Annotated in this window: 17 protein-coding genes; 5 read left to right on the top strand and 12 right to left on the bottom strand. The window is 40.8% G+C overall.

Features of this window, described 5'->3' with window-relative positions:
• The first annotated feature begins 276 nt into the window (after window positions 1-276).
• A complete protein-coding gene (locus HH219_RS08600) occupies window positions 277-1548 on the top strand; it encodes an aminotransferase class I/II-fold pyridoxal phosphate-dependent enzyme (protein WP_169327174.1) in 1272 nt (423 codons plus the stop codon).
• Window positions 1549-1712: 164 nt separating this feature from the next.
• Window positions 1713-3872, top strand: a complete 2160-nt coding sequence (locus tag HH219_RS08595; RefSeq protein WP_169327173.1) for a S46 family peptidase — start codon at window positions 1713-1715, stop codon at window positions 3870-3872.
• A 227-nt stretch (window positions 3873-4099) separates the two neighbouring features.
• Here the strand turns inward: HH219_RS08595 and HH219_RS08590 are convergent, their stop codons facing one another.
• The 12 genes from HH219_RS08590 to hisG form a co-directional block, all read right to left on the bottom strand.
• Window positions 4100-4369, bottom strand: a complete 270-nt coding sequence (locus HH219_RS08590; RefSeq protein WP_249118480.1) for a hypothetical protein — start codon at window positions 4367-4369, stop codon at window positions 4100-4102.
• Window positions 4370-4677: 308 nt separating this feature from the next.
• Window positions 4678-4857, bottom strand: a complete 180-nt coding sequence (locus tag HH219_RS08585; protein ID WP_169327172.1) for a DUF1289 domain-containing protein — start codon at window positions 4855-4857, stop codon at window positions 4678-4680.
• A gap of 170 nt (window positions 4858-5027) precedes the next feature.
• Window positions 5028-5540, bottom strand: a complete 513-nt coding sequence (locus HH219_RS08580) for a hypothetical protein (protein ID WP_169327171.1) — start codon at window positions 5538-5540, stop codon at window positions 5028-5030.
• Between the two features lie 223 nt (window positions 5541-5763).
• Entirely contained in the window at window positions 5764-6504 is a 741-nt protein-coding gene (locus HH219_RS08575) for a hypothetical protein (RefSeq protein WP_169327170.1), read from the bottom strand.
• 430 nt (window positions 6505-6934) lie between these two features.
• A complete protein-coding gene (hisIE, locus tag HH219_RS08570; RefSeq protein ID WP_169327169.1) occupies window positions 6935-7549 on the bottom strand; it encodes a bifunctional phosphoribosyl-AMP cyclohydrolase/phosphoribosyl-ATP diphosphatase HisIE in 615 nt (204 codons plus the stop codon).
• Entirely contained in the window at window positions 7540-8319 is a 780-nt protein-coding gene (gene hisF / locus HH219_RS08565; protein WP_054203755.1) for an imidazole glycerol phosphate synthase subunit HisF, read from the bottom strand. Before hisF ends, hisIE begins: the two co-directional genes overlap by 10 nt.
• Entirely contained in the window at window positions 8301-9035 is a 735-nt protein-coding gene (locus HH219_RS08560) for a 1-(5-phosphoribosyl)-5-[(5-phosphoribosylamino)methylideneamino] imidazole-4-carboxamide isomerase (protein WP_169327168.1), read from the bottom strand. The genes hisF and HH219_RS08560 overlap by 19 nt, the downstream gene beginning before the upstream one ends.
• A gap of 26 nt (window positions 9036-9061) precedes the next feature.
• The gene (hisH, locus tag HH219_RS08555; RefSeq protein WP_054203753.1) at window positions 9062-9652 is read right to left on the bottom strand and encodes an imidazole glycerol phosphate synthase subunit HisH; all 591 of its coding nucleotides are present in this window, start codon (window positions 9650-9652) and stop codon (window positions 9062-9064) included.
• Window positions 9649-10710, bottom strand: coding sequence for a bifunctional histidinol-phosphatase/imidazoleglycerol-phosphate dehydratase HisB (gene hisB / locus HH219_RS08550; protein WP_169327167.1), 1062 nt, complete (start codon window positions 10708-10710; stop codon window positions 9649-9651). The genes hisH and hisB overlap by 4 nt, the downstream gene beginning before the upstream one ends.
• Window positions 10707-11792: a histidinol-phosphate transaminase gene (gene hisC, locus HH219_RS08545; RefSeq protein ID WP_169327166.1), complete on the bottom strand. Its 1086-nt coding sequence runs from the start codon at window positions 11790-11792 to the stop codon at window positions 10707-10709. The genes hisB and hisC overlap by 4 nt, the downstream gene beginning before the upstream one ends.
• On the bottom strand, window positions 11792-13096 hold the full coding sequence (hisD, locus tag HH219_RS08540) for a histidinol dehydrogenase (protein WP_169327165.1): 1305 nt from the start codon (window positions 13094-13096) through the stop codon (window positions 11792-11794). Before hisD ends, hisC begins: the two co-directional genes overlap by 1 nt.
• A gap of 4 nt (window positions 13097-13100) precedes the next feature.
• Window positions 13101-14000 carry an ATP phosphoribosyltransferase gene (hisG, locus tag HH219_RS08535; protein ID WP_054203749.1) on the bottom strand — a complete coding sequence of 300 codons (900 nt, stop codon included), beginning with the start codon at window positions 13998-14000 and terminating at the stop codon, window positions 13101-13103.
• 350 nt (window positions 14001-14350) lie between these two features.
• Between hisG and HH219_RS08530 the strand changes: the two genes are divergently transcribed.
• From HH219_RS08530 to HH219_RS08520, 3 genes are all read left to right on the top strand, one after another.
• Window positions 14351-14581 (top strand): hypothetical protein, encoded by a 231-nt coding sequence (locus HH219_RS08530; protein ID WP_169327164.1) that lies wholly within the window; start codon window positions 14351-14353, stop codon window positions 14579-14581.
• Window positions 14582-14949: 368 nt separating this feature from the next.
• A complete protein-coding gene (locus HH219_RS08525) occupies window positions 14950-15603 on the top strand; it encodes a DUF1826 domain-containing protein (protein ID WP_169327163.1) in 654 nt (217 codons plus the stop codon).
• Between the two features lie 191 nt (window positions 15604-15794).
• Window positions 15795-17621, top strand: a complete 1827-nt coding sequence (locus HH219_RS08520; RefSeq protein WP_211842077.1) for an ATP-dependent DNA helicase — start codon at window positions 15795-15797, stop codon at window positions 17619-17621.
• Window positions 17622-17630 lie beyond the last annotated feature (9 nt).

The following is a 17630-nucleotide window of genomic DNA, read 5'->3' as shown; positions in this document are numbered from 1 at the left end:
ATTTACACTGCGTTATTGATTTTAATAAGGGAACAACCATTATTTTCAATCAATGCCTTGCCTAAATCGCTTTTAATTCCAACTGAAACTGGATCTTGAGATGGCTTGGGTATAAATGGAGCTGCGGCTCCTTTTTTTGTTATTAACCAAACTTTGCTTGAGCATGTGATCTACAGAGCAACTTACAGTGTTTTAAGCTACATAGAGCTTAAAAATTGAACCAACGAAGTGAAAGGTGCTAAGTTACACGTAGTTCATCAATTAAAAGGAATAATAATGAAATTAGAGTCGTTAGCACTTCATCATGGCTATGAATCAGAAGCCACCACAAAATCTGCCGCGGTGCCTATTTATCATACATCATCTTATACATTTGATAACACTCAGCATGGCGCTGATTTATTTGACTTAAAAGTACCAGGTAATATTTACACTCGAATCATGAACCCCACCAACGCGGTTCTTGAGCAGCGACTAGCTGCAATGGAGGGCGGAATTGGTGCCTTGGCAGTTGCTTCTGGAATGGCCGCAATTACTTACGCAATACAATGTTTATGTGAAGTGGGCACTAATATTGTTAGCACCAGTCAGGTATACGGTGGCACGTACAACCTATTTGCCCACACATTACCACGCCAAGGTATTGAAGCTCGCATGATCAAAGCTGACGACTTTACTGCTTTTGAAAATGCCATAGATGAAAATACCCGTGCTGTTTTTTGTGAGTCAATAGGGAACCCTGCTGGTAATATTGTTGACATAGCACGCCTTGCAGAAATTGCACACAAAAAGGGTGTACCGTTGATTGTTGATAATACCGTTGCAACGCCTTACTTATGTCGTCCGTTTGAGCACGGTGCAGATATTGTTGTGCATTCATTAACTAAATACATTAATGGCCACGGAACTGCCATTGGCGGCATCATCATTGATTCGGGTAAATTTGATTGGAAAGCAAATGTGACACGTTTTGCTATGATGAACGAGCCCGATCCGTCTTATCATAATGTTGTGTATACAGATGCATTCGCTGAGGCTGCTTTTATAGGCCGTTGCCGTGTTGTGCCATTAAGAAATACCGGCGCAGCATTGGCCCCTAAAAACGCGTCAGACATTCTAATTGGTCTTGAAACACTTGGCTTAAGAATGGAACGTCACTGCGAAAATGCCCAAAAACTCGCTCAGTACCTTGAAGATCATCCTAAAGTGTCTTGGGTTAATTACGCGGGCTTAGCATCAAGCCCTTATAATGAAATGAGTAAAAAAATTACGGATTCAAAAGCATCTGGAATTTTAAGTTTTGGCATTAAAGGCGGGGCCCAAGCGGGCGCTCGTTTTATTGATGCGCTTAATATGGTCTTGCGGCTAGTTAATATAGGCGACGCCAAATCACTTGCTTGTCATCCCGCATCCACAACTCATCGTCAACTCAATGATGATGAGCTTGCAAATGCAGGCGTTAGTCGAGATTTAGTTCGTTTGTCGGTCGGCATTGAAAGTATTGACGATATTATTGCAGATGTAAGCCAAGCCTTAGAGTGTGCTTAACTATAATCAGAAGCCTCTTATAGAGGCATTTTCCCTCTAAAACTTATTAATTAATCAATATATTGGTTTCTAACCGTTATAATGTAACAATTCATTGCAGGGCGATTGACCTCAAGCATACTTCGCGCGTACCCTATTGCGGATAAAATAAAAAGGATTATAAAATGCGTTTAAAACCTCTCATTGCAACACTTGCTGTTGCATTTTCGACGACAGTTATTGCAGATGAAGGAATGTGGCAGCCACATCAACTTCCAGAACTAGAATCAATACTAAAAGCAAAAGGGCTTGAAATTGATGCTAAATCTATTTCTAAGCTTACAGAATTCCCGATGAATGCTGTAATTAGTTTAGGTGGGTGTACGGCATCTTTTGTGTCACCAAAAGGCTTAGTCGTTACCAATCATCATTGTGCTTATGGGTCTATTCAATATAACTCAACGCCTGAAAATAACATTTTAGAAAACGGCTTTTTAGCAAAAACACCCGCTGAGGATTTACCTGCGGCACCAGGATCGCGCGTGTATGTTACAGAAACCGTGACCAACGTAACTGATAAAGTAATCAAAGGCACTGAAAAGTTGAGCGCAAAAGCACGTTACGATGCGCTTGAAAAAAATGAAAAAGCCCTCGTTGCTCAGTGTGAAGCTGATGACAATTACCGTTGCAACGTATATTCATTCCACGGTGGTTTAGAGTTTTACCTTATTAAATCATTAGAAATTAAAGATGTACGTTTAGCATATACGCCAGCGATGGGTGTAGGAAAATACGGCGGCGATATCGATAATTGGATGTGGCCACGTCACACCGGTGATTTTGCATTTTACCGTGCCTATGTTGGTAAAGATGGTAAGCCAGCTGAATTTAGTGAAGACAATGTACCGTACGTACCAGACTCTTACCTAAGTGTAAGTGCCAAAGGCGTTCAAGAGGGCGACTTTGTTATGGTAACAGGTTACCCGGGGGGCACTAATCGCTACCGAATTGCTGCGGAAGTTGATTATGTATTTAACACCAGCTACCCAAAAGCGCGTAAACATAACTCAAAGTATGTGTCTTTGATTGAAGAAAACTCAGAAGACGGTAGTAAAGCGCGAATTGCTTATGAAAGCACAATTGCAGGCTACAACAACTACATTAAAAACTACGGTTCAATGATTGAAAGCTTTAATAAAGGCAGTATGTTTGAGCGTAAAAATCAGTTTGAGCAAGACTTAACAAACTGGATCAATAGCGATCGCAAACGTAAAAATCAATACGGTAAAATCTTAGATGAATTGTCGGCTTTAGTTGCACAGTCTCAAAATCATAATGAACGTGACCGTATGCTTGGCTATGTACATCGTTCGCAAATGATCAGCACTGCACGTGGTTTATATCGTTTAGCATATGAAAAACAAAAGCCAAATGCAGAGCGTGAGTCTGGTTATCAAGAACGTGATTTACCGCGTTTTGAAGCGGGCTTAAAGCGTATGACACGTCGTTTTGATGCAACAGTTGATAAAGCAATTTTATTACACTTTTTAGAGTTGTATGCTGCGTTACCAAAAGCAGAACGTTTTGAAGATGTTGATAACGCATTTAAACTACAAAATGGGTTTGATAAAACAAAGCACAGTGAATTACTCTCGCAAATGTACGCAAATTCATCACTTAATGATGAAGCCGCTCGTTTAGCGTTATTTGAACAATCTTTAGCGCAAGTAGAACAAAGCGAAGACCCATTTATGCAATACGCTAAAGCGATATTTGCAGTAATGAAAGCAGAAGAAGATAAAGACAAAGCACTTGCTGGTAAATTACAAGCTGCACGCCCGCAACTAATGAGTGCAATCATTGCATTTAACAAAGCACAAAATAAACCAGTTTATGCTGATGCTAATAGCACTTTACGTGTTACGTATGGCACGGTTGGTGGTTATTCGCCACAAGATGGTTTGGTTGCAACGCCATTTACCTCACTTGAAGGTTTACTCGCTAAAAACACCAATGTTGACCCATTCAACGCGCCTGAAAATCTACAAAAACAGATCAAAGCTAAGTTGTATGGCGATTACACCGGTGGTATGAATACTGTGCCAGTTAACTTCTTATCAAATGTTGACACAACAGGCGGTAATTCAGGCTCACCAACACTTAACGGCAAAGCTGAGCTTGTTGGTTTACTCTTTGACGGTGTTTATGAAAGCATCATTGGCGATTGGGATTATAACCCTGCACTTAACCGCTCAATCCACGTCGATTCACGCTATATGTTATGGGTGATGGATAAAGTTGATAACGCAGAAAATTTATTAGACGAAATGAAAATCGTAAAATAAGTAATAGCTAAAATAATCAAAAGGCGCTTACCTTAACCGGAAGCGCCTTTTTTGGTTATTACGTAGGTTGGCAGAGTGTAGCGAAACCGAGCAAACTGTTTTTAGTCCCGCTTGAACTACTTTTTATAAATACTTACTCAAATAGTGCAAAAATTCTTGTATTTCAATGAGATAGATACGCATACTTTAGTTCTAATAAGTGACCAGCTAAATCCATAGAGTTAACATTAGTATTTTCCCCATGAGTGTTCATCCGCCCAATCAATGGCAATATTTTTTAATTGCTCATCATCAATTACTGCTAAGTTTTCAGAAAAACTCGTTGGGAGTACCCAAAGGTTGTCGCTTAAAGCAGAAGCTGAACATTTAAAGCAGCCAAGCAAATCTCCAATTTGATCCTTGGTAAAACGACCGCCACCTAGTAATGAATTTTCAGGTACTTCATCAAAGCTATTTATATCGCCCCCTTTTTTTTCTGCAAAAAATGTAACGTCCACACTCAATCCTTTAGGTATTTATAAAACGCTTTGCTAAGCGGAAAATAATGGTTGGCTATAATCGCGAAGCGATGGCCAACTGTTATTTTTCCGTATAAGCAACTTATGTACGCCCGACATGGGCATTGACTTATGAGGTGAAAGTCCTCTGTAGGAAGAAAAGGAAAACAGTTTTACTTCCGATGAAAATTAAAATGGGTGTCATTTTAAGTTCAGTTTCAAGTTTCATTATCGCTGATATTAGTCAAGCGTTAGATAAAGCTTAAACATATTCAGATTGGCGTTTTGGCTACCAAAAGCGCCTATTACTAATTATCGTGTCGAACCGTTTCTAAAATCGCTTTTTTCTCACTATCGGATAATATAATCCAATCAAAAATCTCTTCGCTGGTGCGCCCACAGCCTGTGCAGTAGCCCTTTAAGCGGTGGCATTTGCCAATGCAGTCGGTTTTTAGCGGGAGGGTGTTTGATTTAATTGGTGAAGTCATAATGTCTTTTTTAAAGTTGCGTGATATTTAAAGGCCAGTTTAAGTGGGCATATACCCACTCCACCTTCAAAGGGACTACCATTATTGCAAAGTAATACCTGAGATTAAGTTCCTGTGAAACGTTGGGTTCAGCATTGTGAGGTGGTATGGGTTTATATATTAAATTGTCGCTATTTGCTTGATATTGGTTTACCAACTTCTAATGAAGTAGACCACGGTGTGGTGCGCGATAAAGTCTTTGCAGTGTGAATTGAAATTACAGGAGTTTTGTCATCCAATACAAAAGTAGTGCGTAATGAGTCTGCTGATTCTTTTTGCTTTTCAAGCCAGTTTTTTTGTACTAAACATTCACGGGTAAAATCGACCGCTTTTTGGTGTAATGCAACGGCGGTTGTTTGCTCTTTAAAATCGCCTTGGCAACGATATGTAATCGTCTGTGCATCAACGGCTGTTATTTGGCAATCCTCACCAACCAGATCGTATTTTGCAGTCCACGTTTCCATGTACTTAGTATTAACACGTGTGCCCTTTAACTCTTCAAAGCGGTTATCATAGGCATTCAATAACCCGTTGATTTTTTCACAGGGAGTAAGATTATCAATAGTTGTTTGTTGTTCGGTGGTTAAACTTGTGCAGCCAGATAAAATTAGGCCAGTTAACAATACTGATAAAGACTTTTTCATAATGCGCTATCCTTTTGTAATAGCTAATCCTTCGAAGTGATGTTAAGGATACCTAAGGGCTTGAAAAAATGCTATGAAAGAGGTGAAAATAAAAGGGCGGTTTGATTTTTTATCAAATGGGTTATTGAGAATTGTTGGGTATATCAGTACTCAGTACTGGAAATTACATGCCCCAGTGCTGAGCACTATCATTACTTAAACAAAGTCATTGCGTAAATAAACGTTAAAGTGTTTGCTTTTGTACATTTTTTATTTTAACACGACCGGAGCCGTCAGCAACTAAAGTGAAGCTTGCTGCTGTATCAACATAAATTCCACCTGATCCATCGGTTACCGACACATCGCCATCCACATTTTCAATATTGATATTGCCAGAGCCATCATGAACCTTTACATCACTAAGGGTATTAGTTAAATCAATACTTCCTGAACCGTCATGTATATCCACCGTGCCGCTGACATTGTTGACAGTAATGCCACCTGATCCATCCTCAATGATTAAGTCACCTTTAATAGTGTCAACATTTATTGCGCCAGAGCCATCATGAATTTTTGTTGCAGCCGTATTCTCAATTAAAATCGCGCCTGAGCCGTCGGTAATATCCAGGCTAAATGTTTTCGGTAATGCCACTGTTAAGTCAATGCGTGTTTGCTGGTCATTATTACTATTACAATTATTTGCAGTGAGCTGTGCTGTTGTGCCTTTGTTAGCTAAATTAAGGCAGTAATTGTCGTGCGCTTCATATTGGTAAATTTCAGCTTTTACAGTGATTGCAGTTGTATCACTGCCCACTATATTTAAAAAACCTGATCCTGCCTCGACCTTTAATGCCGTTAGCGACTGCGCATCAAGTGTCAGCTGTTTTGTGTTCTGTAATGTCATATCGTTATTCCAAGCAAAAGCTTGAGTTGATACGAGTACGGCACTGATTAGAGTAAGTCGTGTAAATATATTAATCATCATTATTCCCTTTCTATTCTTGTCATGTTTTTAGTTTAGTCGCACAAAGCGCTAGAAAGGTTTAAAGCGAAGTGAATTATTTTTAGTCACTCTTATTTTACCTTTAAAATTTAGTAATTAGAGTTTAACTGATATTTGTAAATGGAAGATGAGCAGGTGGTGATCAGTTTAAAGGTCTCTCCATTACACAGAGTGCTCCAGGTATTAAAGGGGAGAAGACCTAAATAAGCTTCTTTTTCTCGATTACGTAGCTGTCTGTAATTGTCAACTATTTTTTTAAATGTGCTAAGTGGAAGTGCTTAATTTATTATATTTATATACAGTGTCATATAAGCTAAGGCGGGATGCCTGGGTTTGTAATCGGTAAAATTGAAATATCCTTTGCAAAGCGCTCAGCTTAGCCAAGCCCAGCGCTTTATTCGCATTGTGATAGTTATTTATGACGCCCTTGCAAACATGTTACAACGTCTTGAAGCTCTAAACCTTGACGCTGTAGTAACACGATTAGGTGATACAACAAATCGGCTGATTCATTCGTTAGCTCGTCGTTGTCGTGTTTCATTGCGGCTAGAGCAACTTCTACACCTTCTTCACCGACTTTTTGGCAGCTACGGCTTAAGTCTTTAGCAAAAAGTGACGCTGTGTAGCTTTTTTCAGGGTCGTCGTTTTTACGCTCTACAATCACTTGTTCAAGTTGTGCTAGAAAGCTCAAGCTTGGTTTAGCGGCATCACCAAAACAACTTTGCGTGCCTAAATGACAGGTTGGGCCAAGTGGGTTGGCGAGCACTAATATTGAATCGTAATCGCAATCTGTATGGACCGACACTACTTCTAAGTAATTCTCAGAGGTTTCACCCTTCGTCCATAAACGGTTTTTTGAACGTGAATAAAAGGTCACTTTTTGCTTTTCAAAGGTGACCTCAAGGGACTCTTGATTCATAAACCCTTGCATTAAAATAACCCCGGTGCGAGCATCTTGAATTATGGCTGGGATAAGCTCGCTTTTCGCGAAGTCGACTTGAGTGAGGTTTTCTTTAGTTAGTTGCATAAACGCGCCGCCACTTGGTTATCTGTTAAATACTGTTTTAATTCGCCAATGTTGATCACGTTTTTGTGAAAAACACTCGCAGCGAGTGCGCCATCTACTTGGCTTTGTTTAAATACATCAACAAAATCTTGCATGCTGCCCGCGCCGCCAGAGGCAATCAGTGGAATATCACACAAAGCGCGCATTTTAGATAGTTGCTCGTTATCGTAGCCGTTACGCACGCCATCTTGGTTCATGCAGTTGAGTACAATTTCGCCTGCGCCTAAGTCCTGCACGCGTTTAACCCATTCCTGCGTTTTGTAACGTGTACGGCTTGATGCATTGGGATCGCCAGTTAGCTGATACACTAAATACTCGCCAGTTACGTCATCATAAAAGCTATCAATACCGACGACCACACATTGCTTACCAAACTCATCATGTAGCTCTTTGATAAGTTCAGGGCGTGCTATAGCAGGGCTGTTGATACTGATTTTATCTGCGCCGCGCTCTAGCACGCGTGCAGCATCGGCGACCGATTTAATACCACCGGCTACACAAAATGGAATGTCGATATGACGGGCGATGCTTTCGACCCAATTTACATCGAGTAGGCGTTTTTCAACACTTGCGCTAATTTCATAAAATACGAGTTCGTCAGCACCGGCTTCGCTATACGCTTTAGCCATTGTTAATATATCACCAACGACTTCGTGACCTTTAAATTTAACGCCTTTAACGACTTGGCCGTCTTTAACGTCTAAACACGGGATTATGCGTTTTGATAACATGCCAACGCCTCCTCAACATTAAATGCGCCATCGAGCAATGACTTACCTAAAATAACACCGCCTACGCCTAGCTCTTTAAGCTTTTTAATGTCATCGAGTGAACTTACGCCGCCAGAGGCTTGTACTTTAATGTCGCTGTTGTGCTTTGCTAAATCTTGGTACAAAGCAAATGAAGGGCCGGTCATAGTGCCGTCCTTGCTGATGTCCGTACACAAAAAATCAATAACGCCAAGTGCAACATAAAAGTCCACTAGCTCAAATAAGCCAAATTCAGATTCACTTAACCAACCGTGAGTGGCAGGGGCCCAGCCGCTGTCTGTTTTATTTACATCAAGGGCGATAACAAAATGCTGTGCGCCAAATTTTTCAATCCAGCCTTTTACTTCATCGCGCTTTTCAACTGCCATAGAGCCAATTACAACTTGGTTGGCACCGGCTTTAAGCCAGTCGCTTACGTCTTGTTCAGTACGAATGCCGCCGCCAACTTGATACGGCACATTTAGTGCTTTAGTGGCTGCTTGAATGTGTTGCCATTGTTTTTTGTTTGGATCCCGTGCGCCTTCTAAATCAACAAGGTGTAATTTACCTGCGCCGCTTTGTGCGTATTCTTGTAAGCGAGCGCCAAGCTCAAACGGGTAAAACTGTGCGGTATCGTATTTACCTTGATATAAGCGCACGATTTGATTTTGTAATACATCTAATGCTGGAATAATCACGTTAAATTCTCTTTATAATTTGTTGACTAAACTTGCCAGTCTAAAAAGTTTTGTAATAAACGGGTGCCGACTTTTGCGCTGCGCTCTGGGTGAAATTGCATACCCGCATAGTTATCGTTGGCAACAATGGCTGAAAAAGTTTGCCCGTATTCGCCGCTTACTAGCGTGGCATCATTCACTGTATGCGCAAAACTGTGTACAAAATACACTTGGTCGTTTATATCAAGGCCTTTAGTTAAGGCATGCCCGCGGTTAACCATAAGATTATTCCAACCCATGTGTGGTGAGGTTAAGCTGCCTACATCAAGGGCTTTCACTTGCCCAGGGATTTTACCCAAGCACTGCACATTACCTTCTTCAGTGCTCTCACAGAGTAATTGCATGCCTAAACAAATCCCCATCAATGGGCGTTGGTAGTCGTTAATAGCTTCTTGCCAACCACCTTCAATAAGGCGTTTCATAGCAACTGACGCATGACCAACACCGGGTAAAATAGCGCGTTCAAAGTTTTTAAGCTGCTCAGGGGATGTGATCACCTCGGGTGTTTGGCCAAGGCGTTCAAACGCAAAGCGTACCGAGTTTATATTGGCACAACCGGTATTAATTATGGCAATCATAAGCATCCTTTAGAGCTGGCAGTTTGTTGACTGGCGTCGGCCGCAACAGCCATGCGCAAGGCACGAGAGAATGCTTTAAATAAACCTTCCACTTGGTGATGACAGTTACCGTCGCTTACTGACAATATTAAGCTAATTGCTGCATTGTCACTTAAGCTTTTGAAAAAGTGCTCAACCATTTGTACGTCTAAATCACCGGCTTTTTCACGGCTAAAGTTCGCGTTTAAAACAAAAGACGCACGCCCTGATAAATCAATTTGTGCCTCTGCTTTGCATTCATCCATAGGCAGGGCAAAACCATAGCGGGCAATTTGCGATTTAGTGCCAAGCGCTTGTTTAAGTGCCAAACCAAGCGCGATGCCGATATCTTCAACTAAGTGATGCTCGTCGATGTGTAAATCACCACTGGCTTGAATATCAAGGCCAATATTGGCGTGCGTGCGAATTTGGTCAAGCATGTGATCAAAAAAGCCAAGGCCGGTGCTGATCTCACCATTTTTGTTTTGATCTAAATTGATTTTTACATCAATTTGCGTCTCTTTGGTGTTACGAGTGATACGGCCTTTACGATCTGCTGTCGTCAGCTTGGTAACAATTGCGTTCCAATCACCGTCATATAATATGCCTTCGCAACATAAATTTTGCGCAAGGCCAATATCAGTTTGACGGTCACCAATCACAAATGAACGGCCTAAATCAACTTTGCCTGAACGCATAAGCTGTGTTAACAAGCCTGTTTTAGGTTTACGGCAATCACAGTTTTGCTCATCAAAGTGAGGGCAAATTAATACCTCGTCAAATTTAATGCCTTGGCTAGACAAAATATCCATCATTTTATCTTGGGCAATATCAAAGTCAGCTGTTGGAAAGCTGTCAGTGCCTAAACCATCTTGGTTCGACACCATTACTAAACGGTAACCCGAACCTTGCAACTGTAATAGGGCAGGGATCACATTGGGTAAAAACTCTAATTTTTCTAGGCTGTCTACTTGCTTGTCGGTAATTGGCTCGGCAATGATAGTGCCGTCACGGTCGATAAATAAATAAGGGTTGCTCATGATACTTCCTGCTCTTTTAGCGTGGCTGATTGGCTAAGCCCATCTAACCAACTTTTTACTTGTTCTAATTCTTGTTCACTACCGATTGAAATGCGCAGCCAGTCGTTTTCGCCGTACAAAGTAAATGAACGCATCACTAGGCCTTGCTCAAGGGCAATATTAAAGCTGTTTTTGTTAGCTAGTTTTAGCGTTACAAAGTTACCTTCGCCGCTTAATACTTTTAATACAGCAGGGGATGCTTCTAACCACTGCTTTAGTTTTATTTTGAGCGCATTTAGAATACTTACTTGGCGACGCATTGAAGTAATTGCATCTGGGCTTAGAGCTCTCGCAGCAATGCTTGCGACGACCGTTGATACCGGATACGGCGCAATGACTTTGCGAATAGGTGCTAGTACTGACTCTTGTGCAAGGGTAAAGCCTGTTCGCAGGCCAGCTAATGCAAAGGCTTTAGAAAGTGTACGCAATACAACCACGTTGGCAAATTCATTAATAAGGCTGCTTGCGGTTTGCTCTGGGCAAAACTCAATATAGGCTTCATCAATAATAACCAATGCTTTATTTGCAAGTGCTGTGGCAATAGCTTTGATTTTATCAAGCGGCGTTATGCTGCCTGTTGGGTTATTGGGGTTACAAATAAACACTAGTTTACTGTTATCAACAGCTGTGATTATTTCATCAACTGAGCCTTCTAATAGCAGTGCTTGGCTTAATCCATTAATCGCGACATTATGGGTATCGGCGGTTACTTTATACATACCATAAGTTGGTAAAAATAAAGCAACTGAATCTGTCGCTGGTTGGCAATAAGTGCGAACCAGCAACTCAATGCCTTCATCTGCTCCACGGGTCATTAATACTTGATCGGCGTTGAGCTTTGCATACTCGCCATAGCGATTGATAACGCTTGTTGGTTGTGGATCTGGATAGCGATTTAAGTCACTAATAGTAATATCAATATTTTTAACATATGGGCTTTCGTTAGCATTTAACCACGTTGTGCCGGTTAGTTTTTCGCTTTTTGCCGAGCTATACGCTGCTAATGCATCGATATTTGCGGGTAATAAAGGGTTACTACTCATTATTCATTGCCTCTATTCATAGCCTCTAAACGCACCTTTACAGCATTTGCGTGGGCATCAAGTCCTTCTGCATCTGCAAGCGGTAATATTGCTTTTGATAAGTTTTTCAAACCATTTTCGGTGATTGTTTGCACCGTATAAGTACGAAAAAAATCAAGCAGATTTAAGCTCGAATACGTTGCACTATAACCGTAAGTCGGTAATACGTGATTAGTACCCGACGCATAATCACCCGCAGACTCTGGGGTGTAATCACCGACAAACACTGAGCCGGCATTTTTAACTTTAGCTAAATATGGATTGGCATCGGCAAGTTGCAAAATTAAGTGCTCAGGGCCGTATTGCGCTGATACATCAAATGCTTGTTCGATAGAATCAACCAAAATAAACGATGAATTTGCTAATGCTTGAGCGGCTATATCACGGCGTGATAATGCTGTAAGTTGGCGTTCAATAGCTTGCTCTGTCTGTGCAATAATTAGCGCGCAATTAGAGAGTAAAATTACTTGTGAATCTGTTCCATGCTCTGCTTGTGAGAGTAAATCAGCGGCAATAAATTCAGGGTTGGCACGTTCGTCTGCAATGACTAATACCTCAGACGGGCCTGCAGGCATATCAATCGCCATGCCAGGAATAGTTTGTGCGACAAGCTGTTTAGCCATAGTGACAAAGCTGTTACCAGGGCCAAAGATCTTATTCACTTTGGGCACTGAGTCTGTACCATAAGCCATGGCGGCGATTGCACCGGCGCCGCCACTTTCTACGATTGTTTTGATACCGCATAGTTTAGCCGCATATAAAATTGCTGGATTTATTGGTAAGTCGCCTTGTACTGGCGTTGTTAAAACCACTGTTTTTGCGCCACTAAGCTGCGCAAGCACACCTTGCATGATCACCGATGAAGGTAATGGCGCACTGCCGCCGGGTACATAAATGCCTACGGCTTCAATGGCTTGATATTTTAGTTCGCATAGCACGCCAGGCTGAGTCGACAATTTAATATCTTTAGGTAACTGTGCTTGGTGAAAACGTTTTACATTAGCGTAGGCAGTATCAATTGCGTATTTAAGCTCACTGCTAAGTTGTTGCTCAGCATCATTAATCTCACTAAGAGGTACTAATAAACGAGGTGTTTCACGGTTATCATATTGCTTAGCCATGTTTAGTAAGGCTGTATCGCCTTGCTCTTTTACGTTTGCCATAATTGCTTGGCAAATTGCTTCTACTTCCGCACTTGCACTAACCGCTGGGCGCATTAGCGCCGCAGCTTGTGCGTCAGTGGATACCTCATTCCAGCGCAACATTGACTTACTCCATCATTTTTTCAATTGGCATAACGAGGATGGAGTTCGCGCCTAACGCTTTTAATTGCTCCATGGTTTCCCAAAATAATGTTTCGCTGCTTACCATGTGCAGGGCAACGTATTCATCTGAGCCTGCTAGTGCTAATACGGTTGGTTGACCTGAGCCTGGTAAAATATCGCAGATTTCATCCAGCTTATTTTTTGGCGCGTGTAACATGATGTATTTACTTTCTTTAGCTTGTCTCACACCACGTAAGCGAGGCATAAGCTTATTAATAAGCGCTAGTTTGTCAGCATCTTGTAAGTCTTTATTTTGGATAAGGCAGGCGTTTGATTCTAAAATAGTATCGCCTTGCATTAGGCCGTTAGCTTCAAGTGTTGCACCAGTAGAGACTAAATCGCAAATTGCATCAGCAAGTCCTGCTCGAGGCGCCACTTCTACTGAGCCTGTAAGCATTACTGTGCTGGCATTGATCCCTTCACGCTTTAGATATTGAGTTAAAATTTCAGGGTAGGTTGTTGCAATACGCTTGCCTTCAAACCAGCTTTTTTCTTGTTTTCCAAGCTCTGAAGGCCATGCAAGTGCAAGGCGGCAATAACCAAAATCAAGTTTTGAAAGTTTAGTTACTTCGCTTGGTACGCCTTGGCGTTCACGTTCTGCTTGCACTTCAACAAGTACGTTTTCGCCAACAATACCTAAATCACATACGCCGTCCATGACTAAACCTGGAATATCGTCATCGCGCACACGCAGTACGTCAATCGGCATATTAGTTGAGTGAGCAATTAAACGTTGCTCACGTAAATTAAGCTTAACACCTAATTGTTTTAGTAAATCTTGGCAATCTTTAGAAAGGCGGCCACCTTTTTGGATGGCGATACGTAGACGGTTGCTGTTACTCATTATTCATTTTCCTTTAATTTAAAAACTAAAAACCCCGAGGGAACCTCAGGGCGAAAATGAATCATTGTATTTTGACTCGCCAGAGGTTCCTTTTAGGAATAACCTCTCAGCGAAAGACCTGACAGGTTATTCCGGTGAATGGTGGTGATGATGTACTGTTGTCAGGTTTAAGCGCATTATTATATTTCCTATAAATCTTCGTTTAATATATGTAAACAAAGAAATTGAATCTGTTAAATAAATTTCACATATAGAAAAACATATTTTTATATAGTGAGGCAAGTTTTTTTTCTACAAATTAAAGAATAAGCTATAACTGTCGATAATAAGAGTAACAAAAGGAGGAACGTATGGACATCATGATCCCTTATTTAGGGCAAATAACTAAATTGCAACTTCAATCAAAAGGCGCGTTTCATATTGCGGGTCTAAAAGAGTCGAACGTGACGGTAGTTGAACGTGAAAAACGTAAAAAACGTGACATAGAACGAAAAGATAAGATTAATAAAAAACAGCTCGAAACGACTCAAAATCAGAAAAAAACAGAAGACGATGAAGCTCACTTAGATACATGGGCATAACCTTTAAGCACTGTAATTTTTACTGTGCTGTGAAAACTGTTGCACTTTACTTGGTTTAATTTTATTCAATATGAAGGGGGAATTGCAATGAGAGGTTTGTGAATTCGTGGATAAGTAAAAATCGAGGACTAAGCAGTAAACTTCTTTTTTGCTGCATTATCGATTTTCTATGAGGCATCAGCATCGTAATACAGTTAACTACAAACTAAATACAAAGTACAAAGCAGTAAATTTAATCTTCTGGAAGGCGCAACCTTGATAAGAAACTCCGTTGTTTAATAAATAATTATATTCGTATTAAAGGCTTGCCAAAATACCTAAAAATGTTAATTTGATATAATATCACATATCATTATGGTTTTAGTTCTATGCATGCGTTACTTTCACAAGAACAAACAGTTTCACCTGTTTATTCTATTGATACACAGGCAAATGTTTTATCTCAAATTTATAATTTAAATACTGTACTTGCGTGTTATTGCTGTAAGTCTAGCTGGGCACTTTCGACTGCGGCTAAAAAATATGCACAACATAGTCAGGGAGAATTAATTCGCTATCAAGGTGGAATAAACCCTAAGTTATACACTGAAGTTGAGCAGCTTTTTAATAAGGCAGCACACGGTGATTTAATCTCAACGCATATAAAGCAAATGTTAAGTATGTTTGAGGTGTTATTTGAACCAAAAGAGATTGGTATCCGTGTTATTAGTTGTGACCATGCGATTAGCCCTGCTTTTCATAAAAACACAATGATTACCCGTATGGCTTCATCCGTAGGCGGTACCGGTGAACAATGGATTGAACACAGTAATGCAACGTTTTTACCTTTAGTCGACGGGCAACTAACGCACCAAATTAAACCTCCTGAGGATCATGTTATTAATCACTTTTGTGACGGCGACATTGCAATTTACAAAGGGACAAACTGGTTGGCTCAAGAACATAATGCGTTGATCACGTCATCACCGGCATTTATTAACCAAGACCCTCGGATATGTATTTATATTGATTATATTTGTTAGTTTTTAATTAAAGTTAAAAACGGGTTATTTCAAAACCATTGGTTTCTTTTCTTGCTCTGACTCTATGGCTTACGTAAAATCCTGCTATTAGATTTAGTTAAGCGAACGAGATTATCAAAGAGCTTTTTAGTGCAACCGGGCCGTTAGCGTTATCACTTGATGGATATACGCCACGTCAACCACAAATAGATATGGCTGTAGCGGTGAGTGATGCACTTAAAAATCGCTCGCAGCTGGTGGTTGAAGCCGGTACTGGTACTGGTAAAACCTATGCCTACTTAGCCCCAGCCCTTAAATCTAAGGGAAAAACGATTATATCTACCGGGACTAAAGCTCTGCAAGAGCAGCTATATCATCGTGATTTGCCACAATTGGTTAAAGCATTAAGTGCAAGTAAAAAAACAGCTCTGTTAAAAGGGCGCAGTAATTACTTGTGTACTTATCGACTAAATCAACATGTTGCACATGTGCCTACGGATGATTCAGATGTAATGCATCAGCTAGCTATGGTAGCTAAATTTGCCAGTGAAACACGTACCGGTGACTTAGCTGACTGTATTGGCATTGAGGAAGATGCCAAAGTATTGCCTTACGTAAGCTCCACTGCGGATAACTGTTTAGGTAAAGAATGTCCTGATTTTCAAGATTGCTATATCCGCAAAGCCCGTTTAACCGCAATGGATGCAGATATTGTGGTGGTTAATCATCATTTGTTTTTTGCAGACATGGCAGTTAAAGATACCGGCTTTGCTGAGCTTATCCCTACAGCTGACGCGTATATATTTGATGAAGCACACCAATTAAGTGAAATTGCCAGTGACTACTTTGGTGAAAGTATTAGCACCAAAAAGCTGGTGGACTTAATTAATGATTTACGTGCAATTTACCGTTCCGACATTCCAGATATGCTGCAGTTAGGTAAAACACTTAATAAACTTGAAACCAGCGTGGCTGATCTACGTTTACAATTTGGTTTAGACGGTAGCCGAGGCGATTGGCGACAAATGCTGGCAAATAAGGACATATGCGCAGCATTACACAGAGTAATTAGTGATCTCGATTTTTTATATCAAGTACTCAAACATTGTTTAGATCGTAGCGACAAAATAGAGCATCCATTTGAACGCACCTTAGCCTTTAAAGGTCAATTAGAACGGGTATTTGATATTAGCCAAACGGGTAATAGTTATTGGTATGAAACAACGCGTCGATATTTAACGGTACATATAACCCCCCTTAATGTATCCGTTAAATTTGCTAAAATGATGGCCGACACTGGCGCGGGTTTTGTATTTACCTCGGCAACATTATCGGTTGATAATGAGCTTATACACTTTAACGCCAGCCTTGGGTTAAAACCGGCACAGAGTATGATGGTTGATAGCCCGTTTGATTATTATAAGCAGGCTTTATTGTGTTTACCGCGTTATTTACCTGAAACGCATGCTGCAAACATGCCGCATGCAATTGTAAAGCTCACCCTTGATTTAATTAAAGCTGCAAAAGGGCGGTGTTTTGTATTATTCACAAGTTACCGCATGATGCATTTAGTCGCGGAAGGTTTGAGTACGCAGATTGATTATCCCATATATATGCAAGGACAAATGTCAAAACGGATCATACTCGAAAAGTTCACCCGCCACGGCAATGCAGTCCTTTTAGGCACTGCTTCTTTTTGGGAAGGGGTTGATGTTAGAGGCAGCACATTAAGTTGTGTTATTATTGATAAATTACCGTTTGCAGCGCCAGATGATCCATTGTTACAAGCAAAGATGCAAGACGCGCAATTACAAGGCCATGATCCGTTCGCCTATATTCAATTACCTCAGGCTGTTATTGCGCTTAAGCAAGGGGTTGGGCGGCTCATTAGAGATAATAAAGATAAAGGCGTACTTGTCATTTGTGATAACCGTTTAGTGACGCGCCAGTATGGACAAGTTTTTTTGAAAAGCTTACCCCCAATGCGCCGTACTCGAAGCCTTGAAGCTGCAAGCGAATTTTTAGAACAAATTAATTAGAGAAATACA

Source organism: Pseudoalteromonas sp. NEC-BIFX-2020_015 (assembly GCF_012952265.1).
GTDB lineage: Bacteria > Pseudomonadota > Gammaproteobacteria > Enterobacterales > Alteromonadaceae > Pseudoalteromonas > Pseudoalteromonas neustonica.
This window is presented reverse-complemented; position numbering and strand designations above follow the sequence as displayed.

Excerpts from the sequence above, each read along its gene's own strand:
- HH219_RS08525 (WP_169327163.1), top strand. The coding sequence starts at position 14,950 with ATGCATGCGTTACTTTCACAAGAACAAACAGTTTCACCTGTTTATTCT.
- HH219_RS08600 (WP_169327174.1), top strand. The coding sequence starts at position 277 with ATGAAATTAGAGTCGTTAGCACTTCATCATGGCTATGAATCAGAAGCC.
- HH219_RS08595 (WP_169327173.1), top strand. The coding sequence starts at position 1,713 with ATGCGTTTAAAACCTCTCATTGCAACACTTGCTGTTGCATTTTCGACG.
- HH219_RS08575 (WP_169327170.1), bottom strand. The coding sequence starts at position 6,504 with ATGATGATTAATATATTTACACGACTTACTCTAATCAGTGCCGTACTC.
- HH219_RS08520 (WP_211842077.1), top strand. The coding sequence starts at position 15,795 with ATGGCTGTAGCGGTGAGTGATGCACTTAAAAATCGCTCGCAGCTGGTG.
- HH219_RS08585 (WP_169327172.1), bottom strand. The coding sequence starts at position 4,857 with ATGACTTCACCAATTAAATCAAACACCCTCCCGCTAAAAACCGACTGC.
- hisB (WP_169327167.1), bottom strand. The coding sequence starts at position 10,710 with ATGAGCAACCCTTATTTATTTATCGACCGTGACGGCACTATCATTGCC.
- hisC (WP_169327166.1), bottom strand. The coding sequence starts at position 11,792 with ATGAGTAGTAACCCTTTATTACCCGCAAATATCGATGCATTAGCAGCG.
- hisIE (WP_169327169.1), bottom strand. The coding sequence starts at position 7,549 with ATGCAACTAACTAAAGAAAACCTCACTCAAGTCGACTTCGCGAAAAGC.
- hisF (WP_054203755.1), bottom strand. The coding sequence starts at position 8,319 with ATGTTATCAAAACGCATAATCCCGTGTTTAGACGTTAAAGACGGCCAA.
- HH219_RS08530 (WP_169327164.1), top strand. The coding sequence starts at position 14,351 with ATGGACATCATGATCCCTTATTTAGGGCAAATAACTAAATTGCAACTT.
- HH219_RS08580 (WP_169327171.1), bottom strand. The coding sequence starts at position 5,540 with ATGAAAAAGTCTTTATCAGTATTGTTAACTGGCCTAATTTTATCTGGC.
- hisD (WP_169327165.1), bottom strand. The coding sequence starts at position 13,096 with ATGTTGCGCTGGAATGAGGTATCCACTGACGCACAAGCTGCGGCGCTA.
- hisG (WP_054203749.1), bottom strand. The coding sequence starts at position 14,000 with ATGAGTAACAGCAACCGTCTACGTATCGCCATCCAAAAAGGTGGCCGC.
- hisH (WP_054203753.1), bottom strand. The coding sequence starts at position 9,652 with ATGATTGCCATAATTAATACCGGTTGTGCCAATATAAACTCGGTACGC.